This is a genomic window from Daejeonella sp. (assembly GCF_044348475.1).
Taxonomy (GTDB): Bacteria; Bacteroidota; Bacteroidia; order Sphingobacteriales; family Sphingobacteriaceae; genus Daejeonella.
Genome location: NZ_JBIKSU010000002.1, coordinates 144,890 through 163,930, shown reverse-complemented (window position 1 = coordinate 163,930; position 19,041 = coordinate 144,890). Strand labels below are relative to the sequence as shown.

Genomic DNA, 19,041 nt, shown 5'->3' with positions numbered 1-19,041 from the left:
AAAAAAAAGATTACATCAAAGACAAAACTTACCAATCATCATAACGGTTCTGTAAAGATAGAGGGCGATTTTGAGATCGTAGACAGGAACGGAAACACATACGGACTACAGGTGAGCTACAAACCAGGTTTTAACAGCTCATCCACTACCATTAATAATTCTCAAAATGCATACAAAATATTCAAAAGTCTATTTCCAGTAGATACCATATCACTGCAGGAACAATTTGTAGTGCTTTATCTGAATAGAGCAAACAGAGTGTTAGGTTCTTATCAGCTTTCCAAAGGATGCAATACAGGAACTATTGCAGATGTTAGACTGAAAAGCTGTAGCCTTAAAAATGCTTGCTAAAGGACTGATATTAGCTCATAATCATCCCTCTGGAAGCCTAAAGCCATCAAAAGCTGATCAGCAGATTACAAGTAAAATCAGACAGGCTGCAAAAATCCTAGACATTGAACTATTGAATCACATCATCATCTCTAATGAAGGATATTACAGCTTTGCTGATGAAGCAGTGCTATAAATAAAATTATTAATTACGCTCTTTTATTCAAGTTTACAGCCATAAACGATCTTTAAAAACACATGAAAATTGGTGATAGAAAGAACAAAAACTATAGAAAAAGATGCAATTTTCTATAGTTTCATTTCTCACAGATTATTTGTTGTCTGATCATTAGGCACACCATCCTAGGAAGTACGTCCATCCTGATTGACGTTATCCCAACTGTATTTAAAAGGTTCTAACTTAACTAACTAATTGTTCATAAAAATTATGTTTAGTCAAAAAAAAAAAGAAATCCACGGGATTTATGTAATTAAAGTAAAGCTTCACATTCACCTTCCTCTCCTTATTCAAAAGCATTATATTTATAAACCAATATTAGCCTATGAACCGGATTGCCTTGCTCCTTATTTTTCTGATTTGTACTAGCTTCACGCTTTCAACAGATATCAAAACCCTCAGTGAAAATGAACGCTGGCAGCAGCATGTTTCCAATACTGAAATTATTCGAGATGAATATGGGGTTCCCCATATTTATGGCAAGACCGATGCAAACGCTGTTTTTGGCCTACTTTACGCGCAATGCGAAGATGATTTCAATCGGGTTGAACGGAATTATATCCTAGCCATAGGGCGACTTGCTGAAATTGAAGGCGAAAATGCCATTTATAGCGATCTCAGGGCTAAACTTTATATGACGCAAAAAGAGGCTGAAGCGAATTTTGAGAAAAGTCCCAGCTGGCTAAAAGAATTATGTGTCGCATTTGCTGATGGCATAAACTACTATCTGGCAAAGCATCCAGAAGTAAAACCCCGATTATTAACCCATTTTGAGCCTTGGATGCCTATGTTTTTTAGTGAAGGTTCAATTGGTGGTGATTTAGAAAAAGTATCACTCAAAAAACTTGCTGAATTTTATGATAAAACAAATGCGTCCATTCTTGGTGGAAACCTTAACGGATCAATCCTTTTAAAAGATACCGAACCAAGGGGCTCGAATGGCTTTGCGATATCAGGCAAATTAACCCAATCTGGCAAGGCCATGCTTTTAATTAACCCACATACCTCTTTCTTTTTCAGAGGAGAAGTTCATATGGTGAGCGAACAAGGATTGAATGCCTATGGAGCGGTTACCTGGGGACAGTTTTTTGTGTATCAGGGATTTAACGAAAAAACAGGCTGGATGCATACCACATCAGATGTGGATATAATCGACGAATTTGAAGAAATCATCTTTAAAAACAAAGAAGGAATTCGTTATAAATACGGGAATGAATCTCGGGTAATGGATTCCAATAAAGTCAGCATAAAATTTAAATTAGGCAATACAATCAAAGAAAAAAACTTTACTACCTACCGCACGCATCATGGGCCAATAACCTATGCAGCAAACAATAAATGGGTAGCCACAGCCATGATGTGGAATCCTGTAAAAGCCTTGGAGCAGTCTTTTTTACGGACAAAAAACTCAAACCATCGAGAGTTCAATAAAATGATGGATATACGTACTAACTCATCCAATAACACGGTTTATGCCGATGCTGACGGAAATATTGCTTATTACCATGGAAACTTTATTCCTAAAAGAGATATCCGTTTTGATTACAAAAAACCAGTAGATGGAAGCAATCCCGATACAGATTGGAAGGGCATGCATGAACTCAAAGACAATATATTTCTATTAAACCCAGATAATGGATGGATCCAAAACTGTAATTCAACACCTTTTACCAGTGCCGGAAAATACAGTCCGAAAAAAGAAAACTATCCGAACTATATGTCTTACTCACCTGAAAACTACCGAGGAATTCATGCCATTTCGTTATTAAGTAAAGCGAAAGATCTAACCCTAGACAAGCTGATTACATTAGCTTATGATCCATACCTACCCGGTGCCGAAGAGCTCATCAAAGGACTCCTGAAAGCATTTGATTCTGAGCAAAATGTCACGGCAGACTTGATTACTGCTTTTGAATTAGTGAGAAAATGGGACTTTAGAACTTCCAAAACATCTGCAGCAATGACAATCAGTCAATATTATCTGAATAGTTATACTAAATCAGGAAAGATACCCGGCGGGCTTAATTTTACAGAAAAAGTGAACTACATAAGTTCTACCTCGCCAATTAAAGAACGTTTAGAAATATTAAAAGCAAGTCTTGAGGCTCTAAAAAATGATTTCGGTTCGGTAAATACAGCTTGGGGAGAATTCAATCGTTACCAGCGCATTAATGGAGATATTAATCAGGAATTTAATGATGTAGCTCCGAGCATTCCTGTAGGGATGGCATCTGGAGAATGGGGTGCACTAGCCTCATTCGGGACTAGGTTTGGTAAAAATACAAAACGTCAATATGGAACATCTGGTAATAGTTTCGTTGCCGTTGTAGAATTCGGGGATAAGGTGAAAGCAAAATCAATGTTAGCAGGCGGACAAAGTGCAGATCCTCAATCGGCACATTTTGATGATCAAATGCAGCGCTATGCAGATCAAGAATTTAAAACTGTAGCTTTTTATCGTGAAGATGTTCTAAAAAGAGCCAAATCCAACTATCACCCAGGTGAAGAAAAATAAATGATTTTAATTTGTCAATAGCTACTGTTTTCTATATAAAAGATCTCAGGAATTTATAGTTTAGAATGATGGTTTTTAATACCTTGAACCTGTATAAATATCCAAAACGCATTTAACAGATTTTAATAAATCAATATGAGAGTTTTAACACTACTATTTTGTTCTATAAGCATGCTATATACCCATTCAATGAATGCACAAACGGTTTTACCATTGTATGAAGGAGAAATTCCCAATAGTAAACCATCAGCCAATAAAGAAAAATCAGCTACAGACGCGGCTGGAATATTTCGTATTAGCAAAGTATCTGTTCCTACACTTACGGTGTATACACCTGAAAAACAATCAGAAAAGCGCTCTGCCGTAATTATTTGCCCTGGAGGCGGATACGGCATATTGGCAGCTTCGCATGAGGGTACTGAGGTTGCAAAAGCATTTAACGAGATGGGTATTACTGCCTTTGTATTAAAATACCGTTTGCCTGACGATTCGATCATGGTAGATAAATCTATCGGACCCTTGCAGGATGCACAAAGAGCGATTCAACTGGTAAGAGAAAATGCGCAGCAATTTAATGTTGATGGAACAAAAATTGGAATCATGGGATTCTCTGCCGGCGGTCATTTGGCGGCAAGCGCTTCGACCCGATTCACTGAACAATTGATCCAAAATCCGAAGCAAACTTCTCTACGTCCAGATTTCTCTGTACTTATTTATCCGGTTATTAGTTTTATGGATGGCATCACACATAAAGGAAGCCGAATGAATTTACTGGGCAAAATTCAGCCACTTGAAACCTTGCAAAAATTTTCAAATGAACTGCTTGTAACTGAACAAACACCTCCTGCATTTTTAGTCCATGCTGGCGATGATTTAGCCGTACCCGTTGCAAATAGCATATCTTATTATGAGGCGCTATTAAAACAAAAGATCTATAGTAATATGATTATTTATCCACGTGGTGGTCATGGCTTTGGGATGAATAATAAAACCACTAAAGATAAGTATATGCTGAATCTGAAGAATTGGATGAATTCAATTAACTTATTATAAATTAATTATTTATATAAATTAATTTTTCAAAAATTACGATCAATATCCATAACTGAGATACTAAAAACGATAAAGTACAAGTGCTTACAATTAAAGTCGCTGGTTATTTTTAAAGAATTTCCTATTCAGCTAAGGATCATATCCTTAAATAAAAAAGAAATTAAAAGGATGCGCAGGCATCCCCCGTATTTTTCATAATTTCAGCCCCAATGAAATCTTTATCTCTGCTACTATTATTTTTCGCAGTTTCACTTTTTAGTTCCTGTTATTATTTAACCACTATTAACGAGGATCCAGTACCTACATTCACTGCAATTAAGGGAATAAAGTATACTGAGGTAAGACGTTCATTTCAAAACGGACTCTCATTCAATGAACAGGGTTTTCAGCTAGAACCAGAATGGAATATTTACTTTAATGCCGACGATTCGGTCAAAATCTTCAGCCCGGAGAAGAAACAATACATGACCTACCGTATCTTCCATAGCCATAAGGCCCTATTTCAGTTCGCCCGCGAATGGTTCAGAGTGAAACATGTCAGCAAAGACAGTATTCTTTTGCAGGTAATGGCCTTGGAATCAAGAGTGGTTAATGAAGATCAATCCACTATCTACATGAAGCTGTATTCAGATGAATACATTAAAAATGTAATTAAAAAAGATGCCGCCAAGTTAAAAGCTCCCAGTAGCGAAGACTCGCTTTTTATAAAATACCGGGCTATACAGGCTAATAGTAATCTAGATAGTGCATTTGCTGCAAGAAATCCGGTTGTGCTAAATAGCAAGAGCAGAATTACGAGGGTAGAAAAGATTAAACCCACTCTTGACCCCTATTTAGGGCATGTAAATCGATCAGAGGAATATCTATATCCTGAATACCGCATCAATATTGAGAAAGCTTATCAGAATTTTCAGTATTCATTTTCGGTAGTAGTTGATCATAATGGAAAAATGCATTTCAAAAATTTCCTTGTTGCCGTTGAACCTGAATTTCTAGAAACTAAAACAAAGGTGGCTAAAGGCATAATAGACATTTACCTCCGCAACACCCTAGCTATTCAACCTGGAAATACATTAGGCTTGCCACATTCCAGCCTTATTAATTTACATGTGATTGGGAAAAAATAAACATATCGGGAACCTAGCTTCGATGATTTAACTTCAATGCAACATCTCAAATTGCTCAAAAAACACCCCCGCCAAGGGTAATAAAAAGACAAAGAAAATCGGTATTGAGCTATTTAGGTTATATAAAATTTACTAGACCATTAGTGGATGATCTTAAACAAAAGCTCTTTCATCAGTTCACCTTGTTCTGTATTTGCGCTTGCATCTACACCCTTACTTTTCATATCACATTCTCGAAGATAGCTGATTATACGAAATACTTTTTCCTTGCTATGGCTCCTAGCAGCATTTTCAAAATCCTTTACAAAATAGGGTGAAACTCCCAGCTCTCGTGCAAGCCCCTGTGGTGATCGATCAGTAGCATAATGCACTTTGAGAATCTTACCAAAATAGGAATTAAGGTTTCCAAGCAATAAGAAAATAGGATTATTCTTTGGATTTTCAGCGAAATAATTAATGATCTGATTGGCTTTAAATGCATCTTTTCGGGCTATTGCGTTTTGAAGTTCAAATACATTATACTCCTTACTGATCCCAATATTGTTTTGTACATCATCTGTATTGATCTCTTGGCCGGCTTTTACGTTAAGCATCAGCTTTTCAAGCTCATTAGAAACTTTGGAGAGATCATTGCCTAAGTATTCTGCCATGAGTACCGAGGCCTGGGGTTGAATTTTATATCCCTTCTGATGAACAAAACTTTCAATCCATGCTGAAACCTTATTATCATTAAGAGTAGCTGATTCAAATACAATTCCTGTTTTCTCTATGGCTTTATACGTCTTTTTACGTTTATCAAACTTGCCATTTCTAAAACAAAATACCAGAATAGTACTTTGAAGAGGATTCTCAAAATAGCTTAATAAAGGATCCGCTAATTTTTTATCGTCATCGCCATCTTTTCCCCACTTCAATTCCTGAGCTTCCTTAACGAGTATAACCTGATATTCACTCATCATCGGATAACGCTTGGCAGCATTTAAAATGCTCATGATATCCGAGTCTTTACCATAAAAAATACTTTGATTGAAGCCTTTTTCAGCATCATTAAGTACATTTTCTTCAATAAAATTACTGACCTTATCTATATAATAAGACTCCTCGCCATGCAGCAGGTACACCGGTTTAAACTTCCGGTTTTTGAGATCTTTAATAAGGTCGTTGATATCCATTTTGGTCTTCAAAATTACAAAATATTGTAAATCTTTATAGGATAGAATGTAGGTATTAAAATATAATTAAGGGTATTATGCAAATTAGAATGATTTTGTGAAATTTACAGAAATGTTTGAACCCATACCTTTAAATCTACCGTCCTATCCTATCCGGATCAAAGAAGAAGGAGATACGACCTATATTTTTGATGAAATCAGGAAAAAATTCTTGGTACTAACCCCAGAAGAATGGGTCAGGCAGCATTTGGTACAATTTCTTGTTCAAGAAAAGAACTATCCGCGTTCACTCATAAAGCTAGAGGGAGGCTTAAAATTAAATAGTCTACAGAAACGGTCAGACATTCTGATTTATAATAACTCGGGCAATAAAATAGTACTGGTTGAATGCAAGGCACCCTCTGTAAAAATCAGTCAAGACACTTTTGATCAGATTGCAAGATATAATTTCATACACCGTGTGCAATGGCTCCTTGTAAGCAATGGCTTACAGCATTTTTGCTGTGAAATTGACTTCAAAAAAGAAAGTTATCGTTTTGTTGAAGAGTTACCCCAGTATGCCTGAAAATTTGAATTAAATTTCAGCTCTTGATCAAAAGGAATTCTTCAAATTCAATTGAATAAACTATATTTATGATAAAGTTTGCTTAAATTGATTTAAGCAGGATTATAACAAAATTTCACTCGTTCTAAATTCATTGTAAAAGATGGCCATTACTAGTGTTTAACCATTTGAAAATTATATGGCTATTTTAATCTTTTTTGTTGCCCATTGGTTCCTATCTCTGTTTTTTCAAACCTTTTTTCAGCACCGATATGCTTCCCACAGGATGTTTACCATGAGTAAAACATGGGAACGGATAATTTACCTAATGGCTTATATCTTTGAAGGCGCATCGTTCTTAAACCCGCGTGCGTATGCACTGATGCATCGTGAACACCATGCTTATAGTGACACCGAAAAAGACCCACATTCACCCCATTTCTTTACAGATATTTTTCAGTTAATGAAATCTACAATCTTGACTTTCAGAGACCATCTAAATCGCACAAAAGATCCGGAAGCTCGCTTTTTGGGCAATTATCCAGAATGGCCTTTGATTGACAGAATTGGATCATCTATAGTATCTAGACTGCTTTTTGGAGCGGCATATACTTGGTTTTATATTGCTTTTGTTCCTGCAGGCTCAGAATGGCTTTATCTTTTACTCCCAATTCATTATCTGATGGGGCCACTTCATGGTGCTATTGTAAATTGGTGTGGTCATAAATACGGCTATTCTAATTTTGACAATAATGATAAATCAAAAAACACAACTCCATTTGATTTACTAATGCTTGGAGAATTATTCCAAAACAACCACCATAAATATCCCAATAGTGCCAATTTTGGGAAAAAATGGTTTGAATTTGACCCAGTTTATCCTATAATGAAAACCATGCATTTAGTAGGAATTATAAAATTAAGAAAAGCAGGTTGATTAAAATCAACTTTATTTTGATTATTCCAATCTGAATTATCCCGTACATTTAAATTAGTTTTTTTGATATTATTTTGCGTCATTTTTTTTTAAAAATACGTAATCAACTATTAATTCTAATTTTTTGCCATGTAGAATACATAATCAATGAAATCAGTTAAATATCTTATTATTTTATTTCTGATTATCAATTTTGACAGTTTTGGATCTCAAAGCAAAAAAATCATTATTCCAAATGCTAAAAATGGAATTCTTGATCTACGTAATACTTCCTTAAATCAAAAAATCACACTAAATGGTGAATGGTTTTTTTATTGGAATCAACTATTAAGTCCCGGAAAAGAAAATTTAAAGAATCGAAGAATTGTTAATTTTCCAATGGTTTGGAATACTGAAAAGCAGGGTATTAAAAAACTTTCTGCTTTTGGATATGCTAGTTATAAACTTTCTGTTCTTCTTCCAAAAACTAAACAAGCTTTAAGTATTGCCATTCCATCTATGTTTTCTTCTTACCGACTCTTTATTAATGGAGAACAGGTTGCAGAAAATGGGAAAGTTAGTACCAGTAAAAAAGATTTTGTACCCTATTCGGAGTATAAAAACATTGATTTAAAAACAGGAGTTGATACCTTAAATATAGTTCTTCATATTTCTAATTACACGCATAGTAATGGTGGTATTAATAGGCCTCTATATATTGGCACTCATCATTCCATTATTCAATACAAAACAAATAAAATAGCTATTAATTTATTTGTAACAGGTTGTCTTTTCATGGGCGGTCTGTTTTTTCTTGGTATATATATTTTAGTGAAGAAAGAAATTGCAACGTTGCTTTTTTCCTTGTTTTGTTTTGTAGTTATCTACCGAATCATTGGTGTAGAAGATTACATACTTCACACCCTATTACCTGGAATAGATTGGCATCTTACCTTAAGATTAGAGTATTTAACATTATTCCTGTCAATTGGAATCTTTTCGCTGTATACCCGTTTTTTGTTCAAGGAAGACATTAATAAATTTCTTATTCTAACAATATCTTCACTATGCTTTGTATTAACTCCTATCGTTTTATTTCTTGATCCTTTTTACTTCACCCAATTACTTTATCCATTCGCTTTTGTTGTATTGGTTCTTACGCTCTATATCCCGGTAGTTTATTTTAAAGCATTTAAAAATAAAAGGGCTGGGTCCTTTTTTGCACTTCTTAGTTCAATTAGTGTAATTTCAATCTTTTTTATGTCACAGGTTTATCTTTGGTATCTAAAACTGCCTATCTCATCTACTTTCTACATTCTTATCATTTTATTTTTCTTTTTTCAATCACTAATTCTGTCAAATAAGATAGCATATGCTTTAAAAATAGCCAGACTTGAAGCAGAACAGGGTTTAAGAATAAAAAGCGAATTTCTAAATACAATAAGTCATGAAATCAGGACACCATTAAATTCTATCATTGGATTGAGTCATTTATTGCTAGAAGAAAATCCAAGGCAAGACCAAATAGAAGAACTCAATGTAATGCAATTATCAGCAAATAAATTATTGCATAAAGTCAATGATATATTAGAAAATAATATAATTGAAGCAGGACAATTTAATTTTGAGCATAGCGAAATTGACATTCAGTTGGAATCAGAAAAAATAATTAAAGAACTAAACAAGTTTGCAGTTGATAAAGGCATTGACCTAAAGCTAAATATCGATAAAACTATTAAAAACAAGGTTTTAGGCGATGTGACAAGAATTACACAGGTATTAAGTAACTTGATAAACAATGGTATTAAATTCACGAATCAAGGATCTGTAGCGCTTAGTTTAACTGTACTTGAACAGTCTGAAAAAACAATTACTATTGAATTCAGAATCAAGGATACTGGAATAGGAATATCAGAAGAAAAGCAAAAAATAATTTTTGAACTATTTACACAGGCAGATTCAAGCTCATCTAGAATCTTTGATGGTACAGGCTTAGGTCTTACCATCAGTAAAAAAATTCTAGAATTACAAAATATCTCCATTAAGTTAGAAAGTGTACTTGGCGAAGGTTCCGATTTTTATTTTATACAAACTTTTGAAAAGTGTTTACAGGATTCTAATTCAACGGTTTCTAATTCAACTAGCACTCTTGAAAACAATAGGCAGTTAGCTGGTCACAAAATCTTAGTTGTTGAAGATAATGCAATGAATATTTTAGTAGCAAAAAAAACGCTAGAAAATTTGGGAGCTATCGTAGATATTGCATGTAATGGCTTAGAAGCATTAGAAATGGTTGATCCACTACGTCATAGTGTTGTTCTTATGGATCTTAATATGCCAGTTATGGATGGTTATGAGTCAAGCAGAAAGATGAGAGAACTAAACATTACCATACCGATTATTGCAATTTCAGCTTGTATTCAAAATGAAGTAGAAGAAAATATTAAAAAAAATGGAATCAATGGAATTGTAGTAAAACCTTTCGTTCCCGATGAACTTTGTAAAACAATATTGAGTTATACCATTAATGCAAGTCAAATTTAATACGATAAAAAAAACATGGCTTAGACCGATAAATACTTAAAGTTATTAGTTGTTAATTTAAAGAATTAATCGTAATATTGCAATTAATTATGGGCCTAACTAAATCTGAAATATTCTCGACTGAGCAAAATCAATTGGCTCAATTACTAAAGGCCCTAGCTCATCCGGCACGTATTGCCATATTACAAGAATTAATGAAGAGTAACACCTGTATATGCGGCGATCTAGTTGATGAACTCGGCCTAGCTCAAGCAACCATATCACAGCATCTTAAAGAACTAAAAAATGCAGGTTTAATTCAGGGCACAATAGATGGAGTAAGTGTATGTTATTGCATTAACCCTACAACCTGGGAAATGCTCGAAAAAGAAACCAGCGGTTTCTTTTCATCATTCAAGCCGGCAATAAACTGTTGTTAAAATTTTTTGAATAGTAACATCGTAATATTACAATTAATAAACACATCACCTATGAAAACTGAAGCTGAAATCAAAGAACTGGTAAGACAAAAATATAGTGAAATTGCCTTACAGGATAAGCAAACCAATGAAAGCTCATGCTGTGGTTCTGGTGGATGCAGCACAGAGGTTTACAACATCATGACAGATAATTATAGCCATTTGGAAGGTTACAATGCAGATGCAGATCTTGGATTGGGTTGTGGTTTACCTACCCAGTTTGCGATGATTAAGAAAGGCGATGTAGTAATAGACCTTGGTTCAGGAGCTGGAAACGACTGCTTTGTAGCCCGCGCAGAAACAGGCGAAAGCGGAAAAGTGATTGGTATTGATTTTACTGAAGCAATGATTGCTAAGGCTAGAACAAATGCAGAGAACCTTGGATACAATAATGTAGAATTCCGTCATGGAGATATTGAACATATTCCTATTACTACTAATAGTGCTGACGTGGTGGTCAGTAATTGTGTATTAAACCTTGTACCAAACAAGAATAATGTATTCAAAGAAATTTTCAGGGTTTTAAAACCTGGTGGACACTTCAGTATTTCGGATGTGGTATTAACAGGAGACCTGCCACAAAAAATCAAAAATGCTGCTGAAATGTACGCAGGTTGCGTTTCTGGAGCTATTCAGAAAGACACCTATCTTGAATTGATCCAGATCAATGGCTTCAAAAATCTTCAGATTCAAAAAGAAAAAGCGATCATTATACCAGATGATATTCTGCTAAAATATTTGAATAAAGATGAAATTTTAACGTTTAAATCTAGCCAAACAGGCATTTTAAGCATCAGTGTTTTTGCTCAAAAGCCAGCTGATATTGCCTCAACATGTACGCCGGGCGGAGGGTGTTGCTAACTACAATTAATCGTATTTTTAGATAATCAAACGCAGATTTTAAAAACCTGTGTTTGATTAGATTAAAGATCAGAAAGTGACTTAAGTGCAGCCTCCAGGATTTTCAGTTTTGAAAGAGCATCTTCTTTTTTGCGTCGCTCATTTTCAACAACTTCTTCTTTAGCATTTTGAATAAATCGTTCATTCGATAATTTAGCCTCAACTGATCTAAGAAAGCCATTCTGATAATCAATTTCCTTTCCAAGCCGATCTCTTTCTGAATCTACATCAATGTTATTTTCTAGAGAAATAAAGAATTCATCTTTACCTGCCATGAAAGCACTTGCACCAGAAACGGGTTCCTTTACAAATTGAGAGGAACTGATATTGGCAAGTTTGAATATTATAGACAAATAATCATCATACTTAATAGAAGAATTAACTCTTATGCTTAATGGCAAGGCTTCTTTAGGAGATATTTGCTTTGCATTTCTAATATTTCTGATTTCAGAAACCACTAGTTTAACAAGATCTATGTCATTTAAAAGCGTGGTATTTACCTTTCCTGCAACAGGATAAGGAGCAACAATACAGCAATCTAGTTCTTGGCGTTCAACAAAAAGGTCATCATGCCACAATTCTTCTGTTAAAAAAGGCATAAAAGGATGAAGCAATTTCAATATCCGCTCAAAATATTCTATGGTAACATGATAGGTTTTTGAATCAATCGGCTGCTGATAAACTGGCTTGATCATTTCAAGGTACCAGGCACAGAAATCATCCCAAACCAATTTATAGATTCCCATTAATGAATCTGAAAGCCGGTATTGTCTGTAATTTTCTTCAATCTCAAGAATAGCCTGATTAAATGCAGAATCGAACCAGTTAATAGCCTGCTGATTCGTGTTTGGCAGGCTTTCATCTACTTCCCAGCCTTTCACAAGCCTAAAGGCATTCCATACCTTATTGGCAAAATTACGACCCTGTTCACAATAGCTTTCATCAAACATCAAGTCATTTCCTGCAGGAGAGCATAAAAGCATCCCCACCCGCACTCCATCAGCACCATATCTTTCAATCAGATCTATTGGATCAGGTGAATTACCCAGTGACTTTGACATTTTTCTACCTTGTTTATCGCGCACAATACCTGTGAGATAAACGTTTTTAAAAGGTGCCTTTCCTCTAAATTCATGGCCAGCCATGATCATTCTTGCCACCCAAAAGAAAAGTATTTCAGGAGCGGTAACTAGGTCATTGGTTGGATAATAATAATTGATATCTGCATTATCAGGGTCTTTAAAACCATCAAAAACAGAAATTGGCCAAAGCCAGGATGAAAACCAAGTATCAACAACATCATCGTCTTGCCTGATATCATGTGAATCAGATTCAGGAAACTGATTATTAAACTCTAAAACAGCTTCCTCTCTTGTTCTGGCTACAACCCACTCTCCTTTTAAATTGTACCAAGCCGGTATCCTTTGGCCCCACCATAACTGCCTACTAATACACCAATCTTTGACATTCTCCATCCAATGTTTATAGGTATTGATGAACTTTTCAGGGATCAGCTTTACCTCTCCATTCAATACATAATTCAAGGCTGGTTCAGACATTTCTGACATTTTACAAAACCACTGCATAGAAAGCTTTGGCTCAATGGCAGCATCTGTTCGCTCAGAAAAACCAATCTGTGATTTATAATCCTCCACTTTTTCCAAACTACCAGCCTCTTCAAGCATTTTACTGATCATCTTACGGGCAGTAAAACGATCCTCTCCTACCAAAATCTGAGCATTCTCATTTAAGGTACCATCATCATTTAAAATATCAATGACTTGTAGCTTATGTTTTACCCCAAGTTCATAATCATTCAAATCATGGGCTGGTGTAACTTTTAGACAACCAGTACCAAATTCCATATCTACATATTCATCCTCAATTACAGGTATTTCTCTGTTTATTAAAGGTATAAATACAGATTTCCCTTTCAGATGATTAAATCTGGTATCGTTAGGATTGATACAAATTGCTGTATCGGCCATGATCGTTTCAGGCCGGGTGGTTGCAATGGTCAAATATGATTTAGAATCTGTGGCCTGATGTTTTACTTCGTAGCGGATGTAGTATAATTTCTGATTAACTTCTTTACGGATAACCTCTTCATCAGAAACTGCAGTTTTACCTTTAGGATCCCAGTTCACCATCCGAATACCACGGTAAATCCATCCTTTTTTATATAAATGAATAAACGTATCGATAACAGCTTCTGATAAATCTTCCTCCATGGTGAAACGTGTTCTGTCCCAGTCACAAGAAGCACCAAGTTTCTCTAATTGCTTCAGAATAATGCCACCATATTTGTCTTTCCATTCATAGGCGAACTTCAAAAATTCTTCTCGGCTTACATCCTTTTTCTCAATTCCCTTTTCCTTCAGCATCGCTACTACTTTAGCCTCTGTAGCAATCGATGCATGGTCTGTACCCGGTATCCAACAGGCATTTTTTCCTTGCATACGCGCCCTGCGAATCAATACATCCTGAATAGTATTATTCAACATATGACCCATATGCAAGACTCCAGTAACATTCGGTGGAGGTATTACAATAGTATAAGGTTCACGCTCATCAGGAACCGAACGGAAGAACTTTTTATCCAACCAGTATGAATACCACTTATCCTCTGTTTCTCTCGGATTATATGTTTTAGGAATGCTCATTTGCCAAAAGGAAATTTATAAGTGTAAAAGTACATTTTTGAGAGGTATTTTTTGAATAGAGTCTATCTGTATTTTCACATTTTTGGTTTTATTGCATTTTTGCTTTCCATGATATTATATTTTTTGTCTAACGCTAATTTTACTATGGAACGATTCGTATTACTAGATCATAAAATTTGAATTAGAACCTCTCATTTTTCTAAATTTTTGCGTTTTTAAGATTAAGGTGCCTGATTTCATGGTTCAATAAGTAATTTGGCAAAATTCTATTCTTTTCTTTTCGTTATTAAGCCTTATTTTTATTTTTATTATTAACCAATAATTATTGAACCATGAATTCCATTAAACTATTTTTTTTAGCAGGACTATGCCTATTTAATATGCAGGCATATGCCCAGCATGACTCAAAACCTGTCAAAAAGCCTGTATTCATTGACAAATCGAGTATGGATCTTACTAAAAATCCAGGCGATGATTTTTATAATTTTGCAAGCGGCACTTGGATCAAGAATAATCCTGTTCCTCCAAAAGAAACTAGATGGGGCAGTTTTAATCTGCTGCGTGACTTTAATATTACTGCTGTAAAAACAATTCTGGCCGAATCGGCAGATAACAAAAAAGCAGTAGCCGGATCAGTTGAAAAACGAGTAGGCGATTTCTATATGGCTGGCATGGATAGTTTAACTATTGAAAAATTAGGTTATTCTCCTATCAAACCAGATCTTGAGAAACTCAATCAAATTTCTGATCTGAATGGGATAATTAATCATGCTGCAAGCATGCGTACCTATGGTGGCGGTTCTCCATTTTTCGGGTTTAGTGTCGGACAAGATAGAAAATACGTAAAAAATATTGTTCCTCAGTTAAGTCAGGGTGGTACAACTCTTCCAGACCGTGATTATTACCTAAAGAGTGACGCAAGGAGTCTGATCATTCAAAAATCTTATAAAAATTATATAGCCAGTTTGTTCAGCCTTTCAGGATCATCCCCTGCAGAAGCTGAAAAAGCAGCTGAAACAATTTTTAACCTAGAAAAGACACTTGCATCAGCACAAATGAGCAGGGTTGAAATGCGTGATCCTTATAAAACCTATAATAAGTTCTCAGTAACTGAATTCAGCAAAACCACTTCAAATTTGAACTGGCAAAGCTTAATGTCATTAATGAAAGTAAGTGGACAGGATACGGTTTTAGTAAACTCTCCTAAATTCTTCACTGCATTAAATGGATTACTTAGTACAACACCTGTAAACGATCTTAAAACTTATTTAAAATGGAATGTACTCAAAACTTCAGCACCTTATCTAAGTTCTGAGTTCGTGAATGCAAATTTTGCTTTTACTCAAATTCTTACCGGTCAAAAGATTCAAACACCGCGCTGGCAGCGTATGTCATCATTAACTGATGGCACTGTAGGAGATCTTCTTGGTCAGATCTATGTTAAAAAACATTTTAAACCTGAGGCAAAAGCAAGAATGCAAGAATTGGTGAGCAACCTGGTAAAAGCTTATGAAATACGGATCAAAAATCTGGATTGGATGACCGATGTAACCAAACAAAAAGCATTGGATAAATTATATGCATTTACTCCAAAAATTGCATACCCTGATAAATGGAAAGAATACGAAGGCCTTGAGATCAAAAGGGGATCATTCTTTCAAAATCTCAGAAATGCAAGTGAATGGGGATATACCGAAATGGTTAAGCAACTTGGAAAACCGGTAGATAAAAGCCGCTGGGGTATGACTCCTCCAACAGTAAATGCCTATTACAATCCCGTTAACAATGAAATTGTATTCCCAGCTGGAATTCTTCAATTCCCATTCTTTGACCCGAATGCCGACGATGCAGTGAACTACGGTGGAATTGGAGCTGTGATCGGCCATGAAATATCACATGGATTTGATGATTCTGGAAGTCAATACGATAAAGACGGTACATTACGTAACTGGTGGACTGATGAAGACCGTGCACGTTTTAAAGTAAAAGCTACAGCATTACAAGAACAATTTGATGCATATACAGTCTTGGATACTATTCATGTAAACGGAAAACTTACACTAGGTGAAAACATTGGCGATCTTGGCGGATTAAATGCCGCATATGAAGCCTTTAAAATGACTAAGCAAGGTCAAAGTACTGGAAAAATTGATGGATTTACTCCTGATCAGCGATTTTTCCTTTCATGGGCACAGGTTTGGAAAGGCAATATACTGAATGAATCTGCGGCACAGTTGATCGTAACTGACACCCATTCTCCAGGACCATATCGCACCATTGGTGCACCTGTTAATATGGATGCATGGTATAATGCCTTCGATATTAAACCAGGAAATAAACTCTATAAAAAACCTGAAGACCGAATCAGAATCTGGTAAAATCATTAAAATAGTTTATAAAAGCCCTTTGTTTAGGTTAAGCAAAGGGCTTTTTACATTAATTTGCACAAATAAGTTTTTATTATTTCAAAGAAACCGATGAAATTTAAGTTTAATTTGTAGTGTCTGATTAATCCATGAAATGATAATACAAAAAGAAAATGTATAAGTACTTCCTGATCATTTTATGCTTTTCGGTTTTCGAACTTCAAGCACAGATAAAAAACCAAGAATTTAAATTAATGCTGGATAGCTTGTATGAACACCGCGTTCCACTGATATCTGTAGAAGATCTGATTAAGTTAAACAAAAAAGAAGTTTACATTTTGGATACTCGTGAAGAAGAAGAATTCAATGTTAGCCACATAAAAAACGCACGCCATGTTGGATATTTCTGGTTTGATATGCGATCAGTATATGATATTCCAATGAGTGCCACAATTGCATTGTATTGCTCTGTTGGAATGAGGAGCGAAAAAATTGGTAAAAAACTATTAGAAGCCGGATATAAAAACGTGTATAATCTATACGGCAGCCTGTTTGAATGGGTAAACCAGGGTAAGCCTGTTTACAAAAAAAATGGCGTTCAAACCTCTGAAATCCATACCTATTCTGAATCCTGGAGCCGATGGCTAAGCCGAGGAACAAAAGTTAATTAACACTAGTACACTTTATATGGATCACTTAAGCTTTGTAATGACCTCAGACGGTTCAAAAACTATTTTCAATGAACAAGTAGGTGAGAATTATCATTCCCGACACGGAGCATTACAGGAAAGTGAACATGTGTTTTTAAATTCAGGGCTCAATTATTACCTGGAACGAAATGCAGAAAAAAAAGCATCCATCCTGGAAGTTGGTTTCGGAACGGGCTTAAATTTTTTAGTTACAGCCAATTATTGTATAAAAAACCAGATTCAATTAAATTATACCGGAATAGAAGCTTTTCCACTCAAGCAGAGTATGATCGCTAATACAGGATATAATGAATATATATCAGAAAAATTATGGGACTCATTCCTCATTAATTATTCAGCCGCACTGAATGGCATGACCCAAATAAACGATGCTTGTTTGCTCGAAATTGCCCCTGAAAAATTACTTAATTTCAAATCCCAACAACTATTTGATGTGATTTACTTCGATGCCTTTGCTGCAGTTCACCAACCAGAAATGTGGAATTCGGAATCGCTAAATCAAATAAGCAAATTTGTAAAACCGGGTGGAGTATTTGTAAGCTATGCAATCACAGGAGAACTAAAAAGAACCATGAAGAGCCTCGGTTTCTCAATTGAAAAAGCCCCAGGAGCTGCAGGAAAGCGGGAAATGCTTAGAGCCGTCAAATTGTAAAAAACAAAAACCCTATTTTTACCTGAAATATTTCCATATCATGCCAGCTCCAAATACTATTCCGCCTGTAGGAAGCAATCCTGCATCAGCATTCGAACGCCTTTTAACGATTATGAATACGCTTAGGGAGCAATGCCCATGGGATAAAAAGCAGACCATGGAAACGCTCAGGCATCTAACCATCGAAGAAACCTATGAACTTTCTGATTCAATTCTTGAAGGAAATAAAGACGAGATAAAAAAAGAACTAGGAGATATTATGCTCCATCTTGTTTTTTATAGCCGTATTGCATCAGAAACCGAAGATTTTAATATAGTGGATGTACTTAACGGGATTTGTGAAAAGCTCATTCATCGTCATCCGCATATATATAGTGATGTGATAGTAGAAAATGAGCTAGATGTAAAACGAAATTGGGAGCAGCTTAAATTAAAAGAGGGTAACCAATCCGTATTGGAAGGTGTTCCCCTTTCATTACCAGCGTTGATCAAGGCATCAAGAATTCAGGAAAAAGCCCGTGGAGTAGGTTTTGATTGGGAAGAAAAATCGCAAGTATGGGATAAAGTTGAGGAAGAATTAAGAGAATTCAGGGATGAGTTTAACACGGTTGAAAACACGGCAATTGACAAGGAGAAGGCCGAGGCTGAATTTGGAGATTTGCTCTTTTCTTTGATAAACTACGCCCGGTTCATTGATATAAATCCGGAAGATGCACTTGAAAAGACCAATAAAAAATTCATCAAACGGTTTCAATACCTTGAAAGTAAGGCTAAGGAGTTAGGTAAAAACCTAAAGGATATGACTTTAACAGAAATGGATATTTTCTGGAATGAGGCAAAAAACAATTAAAAA

Annotated in this window: 16 protein-coding genes; 14 read left to right on the top strand and 2 right to left on the bottom strand. The window is 35.4% G+C overall.

Annotation, left to right across the window (positions count from 1 at the left end):
• The 5 genes from ACIQZ6_RS01590 to ACIQZ6_RS01570 form a co-directional block, all read left to right on the top strand.
• Positions 1 to 351, top strand: a 351-nt coding sequence (locus tag ACIQZ6_RS01590; protein ID WP_395807525.1) for a JAB domain-containing protein, incomplete at its 5' end; no start/stop codon positions are given.
• On the top strand, positions 341 to 526 hold the full coding sequence (locus tag ACIQZ6_RS01585) for a JAB domain-containing protein (protein WP_395807523.1): 186 nt from the start codon (positions 341 to 343) through the stop codon (positions 524 to 526). The genes ACIQZ6_RS01590 and ACIQZ6_RS01585, both read left to right, overlap by 11 nt.
• A gap of 367 nt (positions 527 to 893) precedes the next feature.
• Positions 894 to 3,083, top strand: a complete 2,190-nt coding sequence (locus tag ACIQZ6_RS01580; RefSeq protein ID WP_395807521.1) for a penicillin acylase family protein — start codon at positions 894 to 896, stop codon at positions 3,081 to 3,083.
• 135 nt (positions 3,084 to 3,218) lie between these two features.
• The gene (locus ACIQZ6_RS01575; protein WP_395807520.1) at positions 3,219 to 4,136 is read left to right on the top strand and encodes an alpha/beta hydrolase; all 918 of its coding nucleotides are present in this window, start codon (positions 3,219 to 3,221) and stop codon (positions 4,134 to 4,136) included.
• A gap of 209 nt (positions 4,137 to 4,345) precedes the next feature.
• Positions 4,346 to 5,263: a hypothetical protein gene (locus ACIQZ6_RS01570; RefSeq protein WP_395807518.1), complete on the top strand. Its 918-nt coding sequence runs from the start codon at positions 4,346 to 4,348 to the stop codon at positions 5,261 to 5,263.
• A 140-nt stretch (positions 5,264 to 5,403) separates the two neighbouring features.
• Here ACIQZ6_RS01570 and holA read toward each other — a convergent pair whose 3' ends face one another.
• A complete protein-coding gene (gene holA, locus ACIQZ6_RS01565; RefSeq protein WP_395807516.1) occupies positions 5,404 to 6,435 on the bottom strand; it encodes a DNA polymerase III subunit delta in 1,032 nt (343 codons plus the stop codon).
• Positions 6,436 to 6,547: 112 nt separating this feature from the next.
• On the opposite strand from holA, the gene ACIQZ6_RS01560 reads away from it, so the two are divergent.
• The 5 genes from ACIQZ6_RS01560 to ACIQZ6_RS01540 all read left to right on the top strand — a co-directional run bounded on the left by ACIQZ6_RS01560 (position 6,548) and on the right by ACIQZ6_RS01540 (position 11,758).
• Positions 6,548 to 7,000, top strand: a complete 453-nt coding sequence (locus ACIQZ6_RS01560; RefSeq protein ID WP_395807514.1) for a type I restriction enzyme HsdR N-terminal domain-containing protein — start codon at positions 6,548 to 6,550, stop codon at positions 6,998 to 7,000.
• A gap of 178 nt (positions 7,001 to 7,178) precedes the next feature.
• Positions 7,179 to 7,916, top strand: coding sequence for an acyl-CoA desaturase (locus ACIQZ6_RS01555; RefSeq protein ID WP_395807512.1), 738 nt, complete (start codon positions 7,179 to 7,181; stop codon positions 7,914 to 7,916).
• 147 nt (positions 7,917 to 8,063) lie between these two features.
• Complete coding sequence (locus ACIQZ6_RS01550; protein ID WP_395807510.1) at positions 8,064 to 10,439, top strand: response regulator; 2,376 nt, start codon at positions 8,064 to 8,066, stop codon at positions 10,437 to 10,439.
• 89 nt (positions 10,440 to 10,528) lie between these two features.
• On the top strand, positions 10,529 to 10,858 hold the full coding sequence (locus ACIQZ6_RS01545; RefSeq protein ID WP_395807508.1) for an ArsR/SmtB family transcription factor: 330 nt from the start codon (positions 10,529 to 10,531) through the stop codon (positions 10,856 to 10,858).
• Between the two features lie 51 nt (positions 10,859 to 10,909).
• Positions 10,910 to 11,758 carry an arsenite methyltransferase gene (locus ACIQZ6_RS01540; RefSeq protein WP_395807506.1) on the top strand — a complete coding sequence of 283 codons (849 nt, stop codon included), beginning with the start codon at positions 10,910 to 10,912 and terminating at the stop codon, positions 11,756 to 11,758.
• Between the two features lie 62 nt (positions 11,759 to 11,820).
• Here the strand turns inward: ACIQZ6_RS01540 and ACIQZ6_RS01535 are convergent, their stop codons facing one another.
• Positions 11,821 to 14,460: a valine--tRNA ligase gene (locus ACIQZ6_RS01535; RefSeq protein ID WP_395807504.1), complete on the bottom strand. Its 2,640-nt coding sequence runs from the start codon at positions 14,458 to 14,460 to the stop codon at positions 11,821 to 11,823.
• Positions 14,461 to 14,792: 332 nt separating this feature from the next.
• On the opposite strand from ACIQZ6_RS01535, the gene ACIQZ6_RS01530 reads away from it, so the two are divergent.
• The 4 genes from ACIQZ6_RS01530 to mazG all read left to right on the top strand — a co-directional run bounded on the left by ACIQZ6_RS01530 (position 14,793) and on the right by mazG (position 19,038).
• Positions 14,793 to 16,838, top strand: coding sequence for a M13 family metallopeptidase (locus ACIQZ6_RS01530; protein ID WP_395807502.1), 2,046 nt, complete (start codon positions 14,793 to 14,795; stop codon positions 16,836 to 16,838).
• A 161-nt stretch (positions 16,839 to 16,999) separates the two neighbouring features.
• Positions 17,000 to 17,497 (top strand): rhodanese-like domain-containing protein, encoded by a 498-nt coding sequence (locus tag ACIQZ6_RS01525; RefSeq protein WP_395807500.1) that lies wholly within the window; start codon positions 17,000 to 17,002, stop codon positions 17,495 to 17,497.
• A 16-nt stretch (positions 17,498 to 17,513) separates the two neighbouring features.
• On the top strand, positions 17,514 to 18,188 hold the full coding sequence (gene mnmD, locus ACIQZ6_RS01520) for a tRNA (5-methylaminomethyl-2-thiouridine)(34)-methyltransferase MnmD (protein WP_395807498.1): 675 nt from the start codon (positions 17,514 to 17,516) through the stop codon (positions 18,186 to 18,188).
• Positions 18,189 to 18,228: 40 nt separating this feature from the next.
• Positions 18,229 to 19,038, top strand: a complete 810-nt coding sequence (gene mazG / locus ACIQZ6_RS01515; protein WP_395807496.1) for a nucleoside triphosphate pyrophosphohydrolase — start codon at positions 18,229 to 18,231, stop codon at positions 19,036 to 19,038.
• Positions 19,039 to 19,041 lie beyond the last annotated feature (3 nt).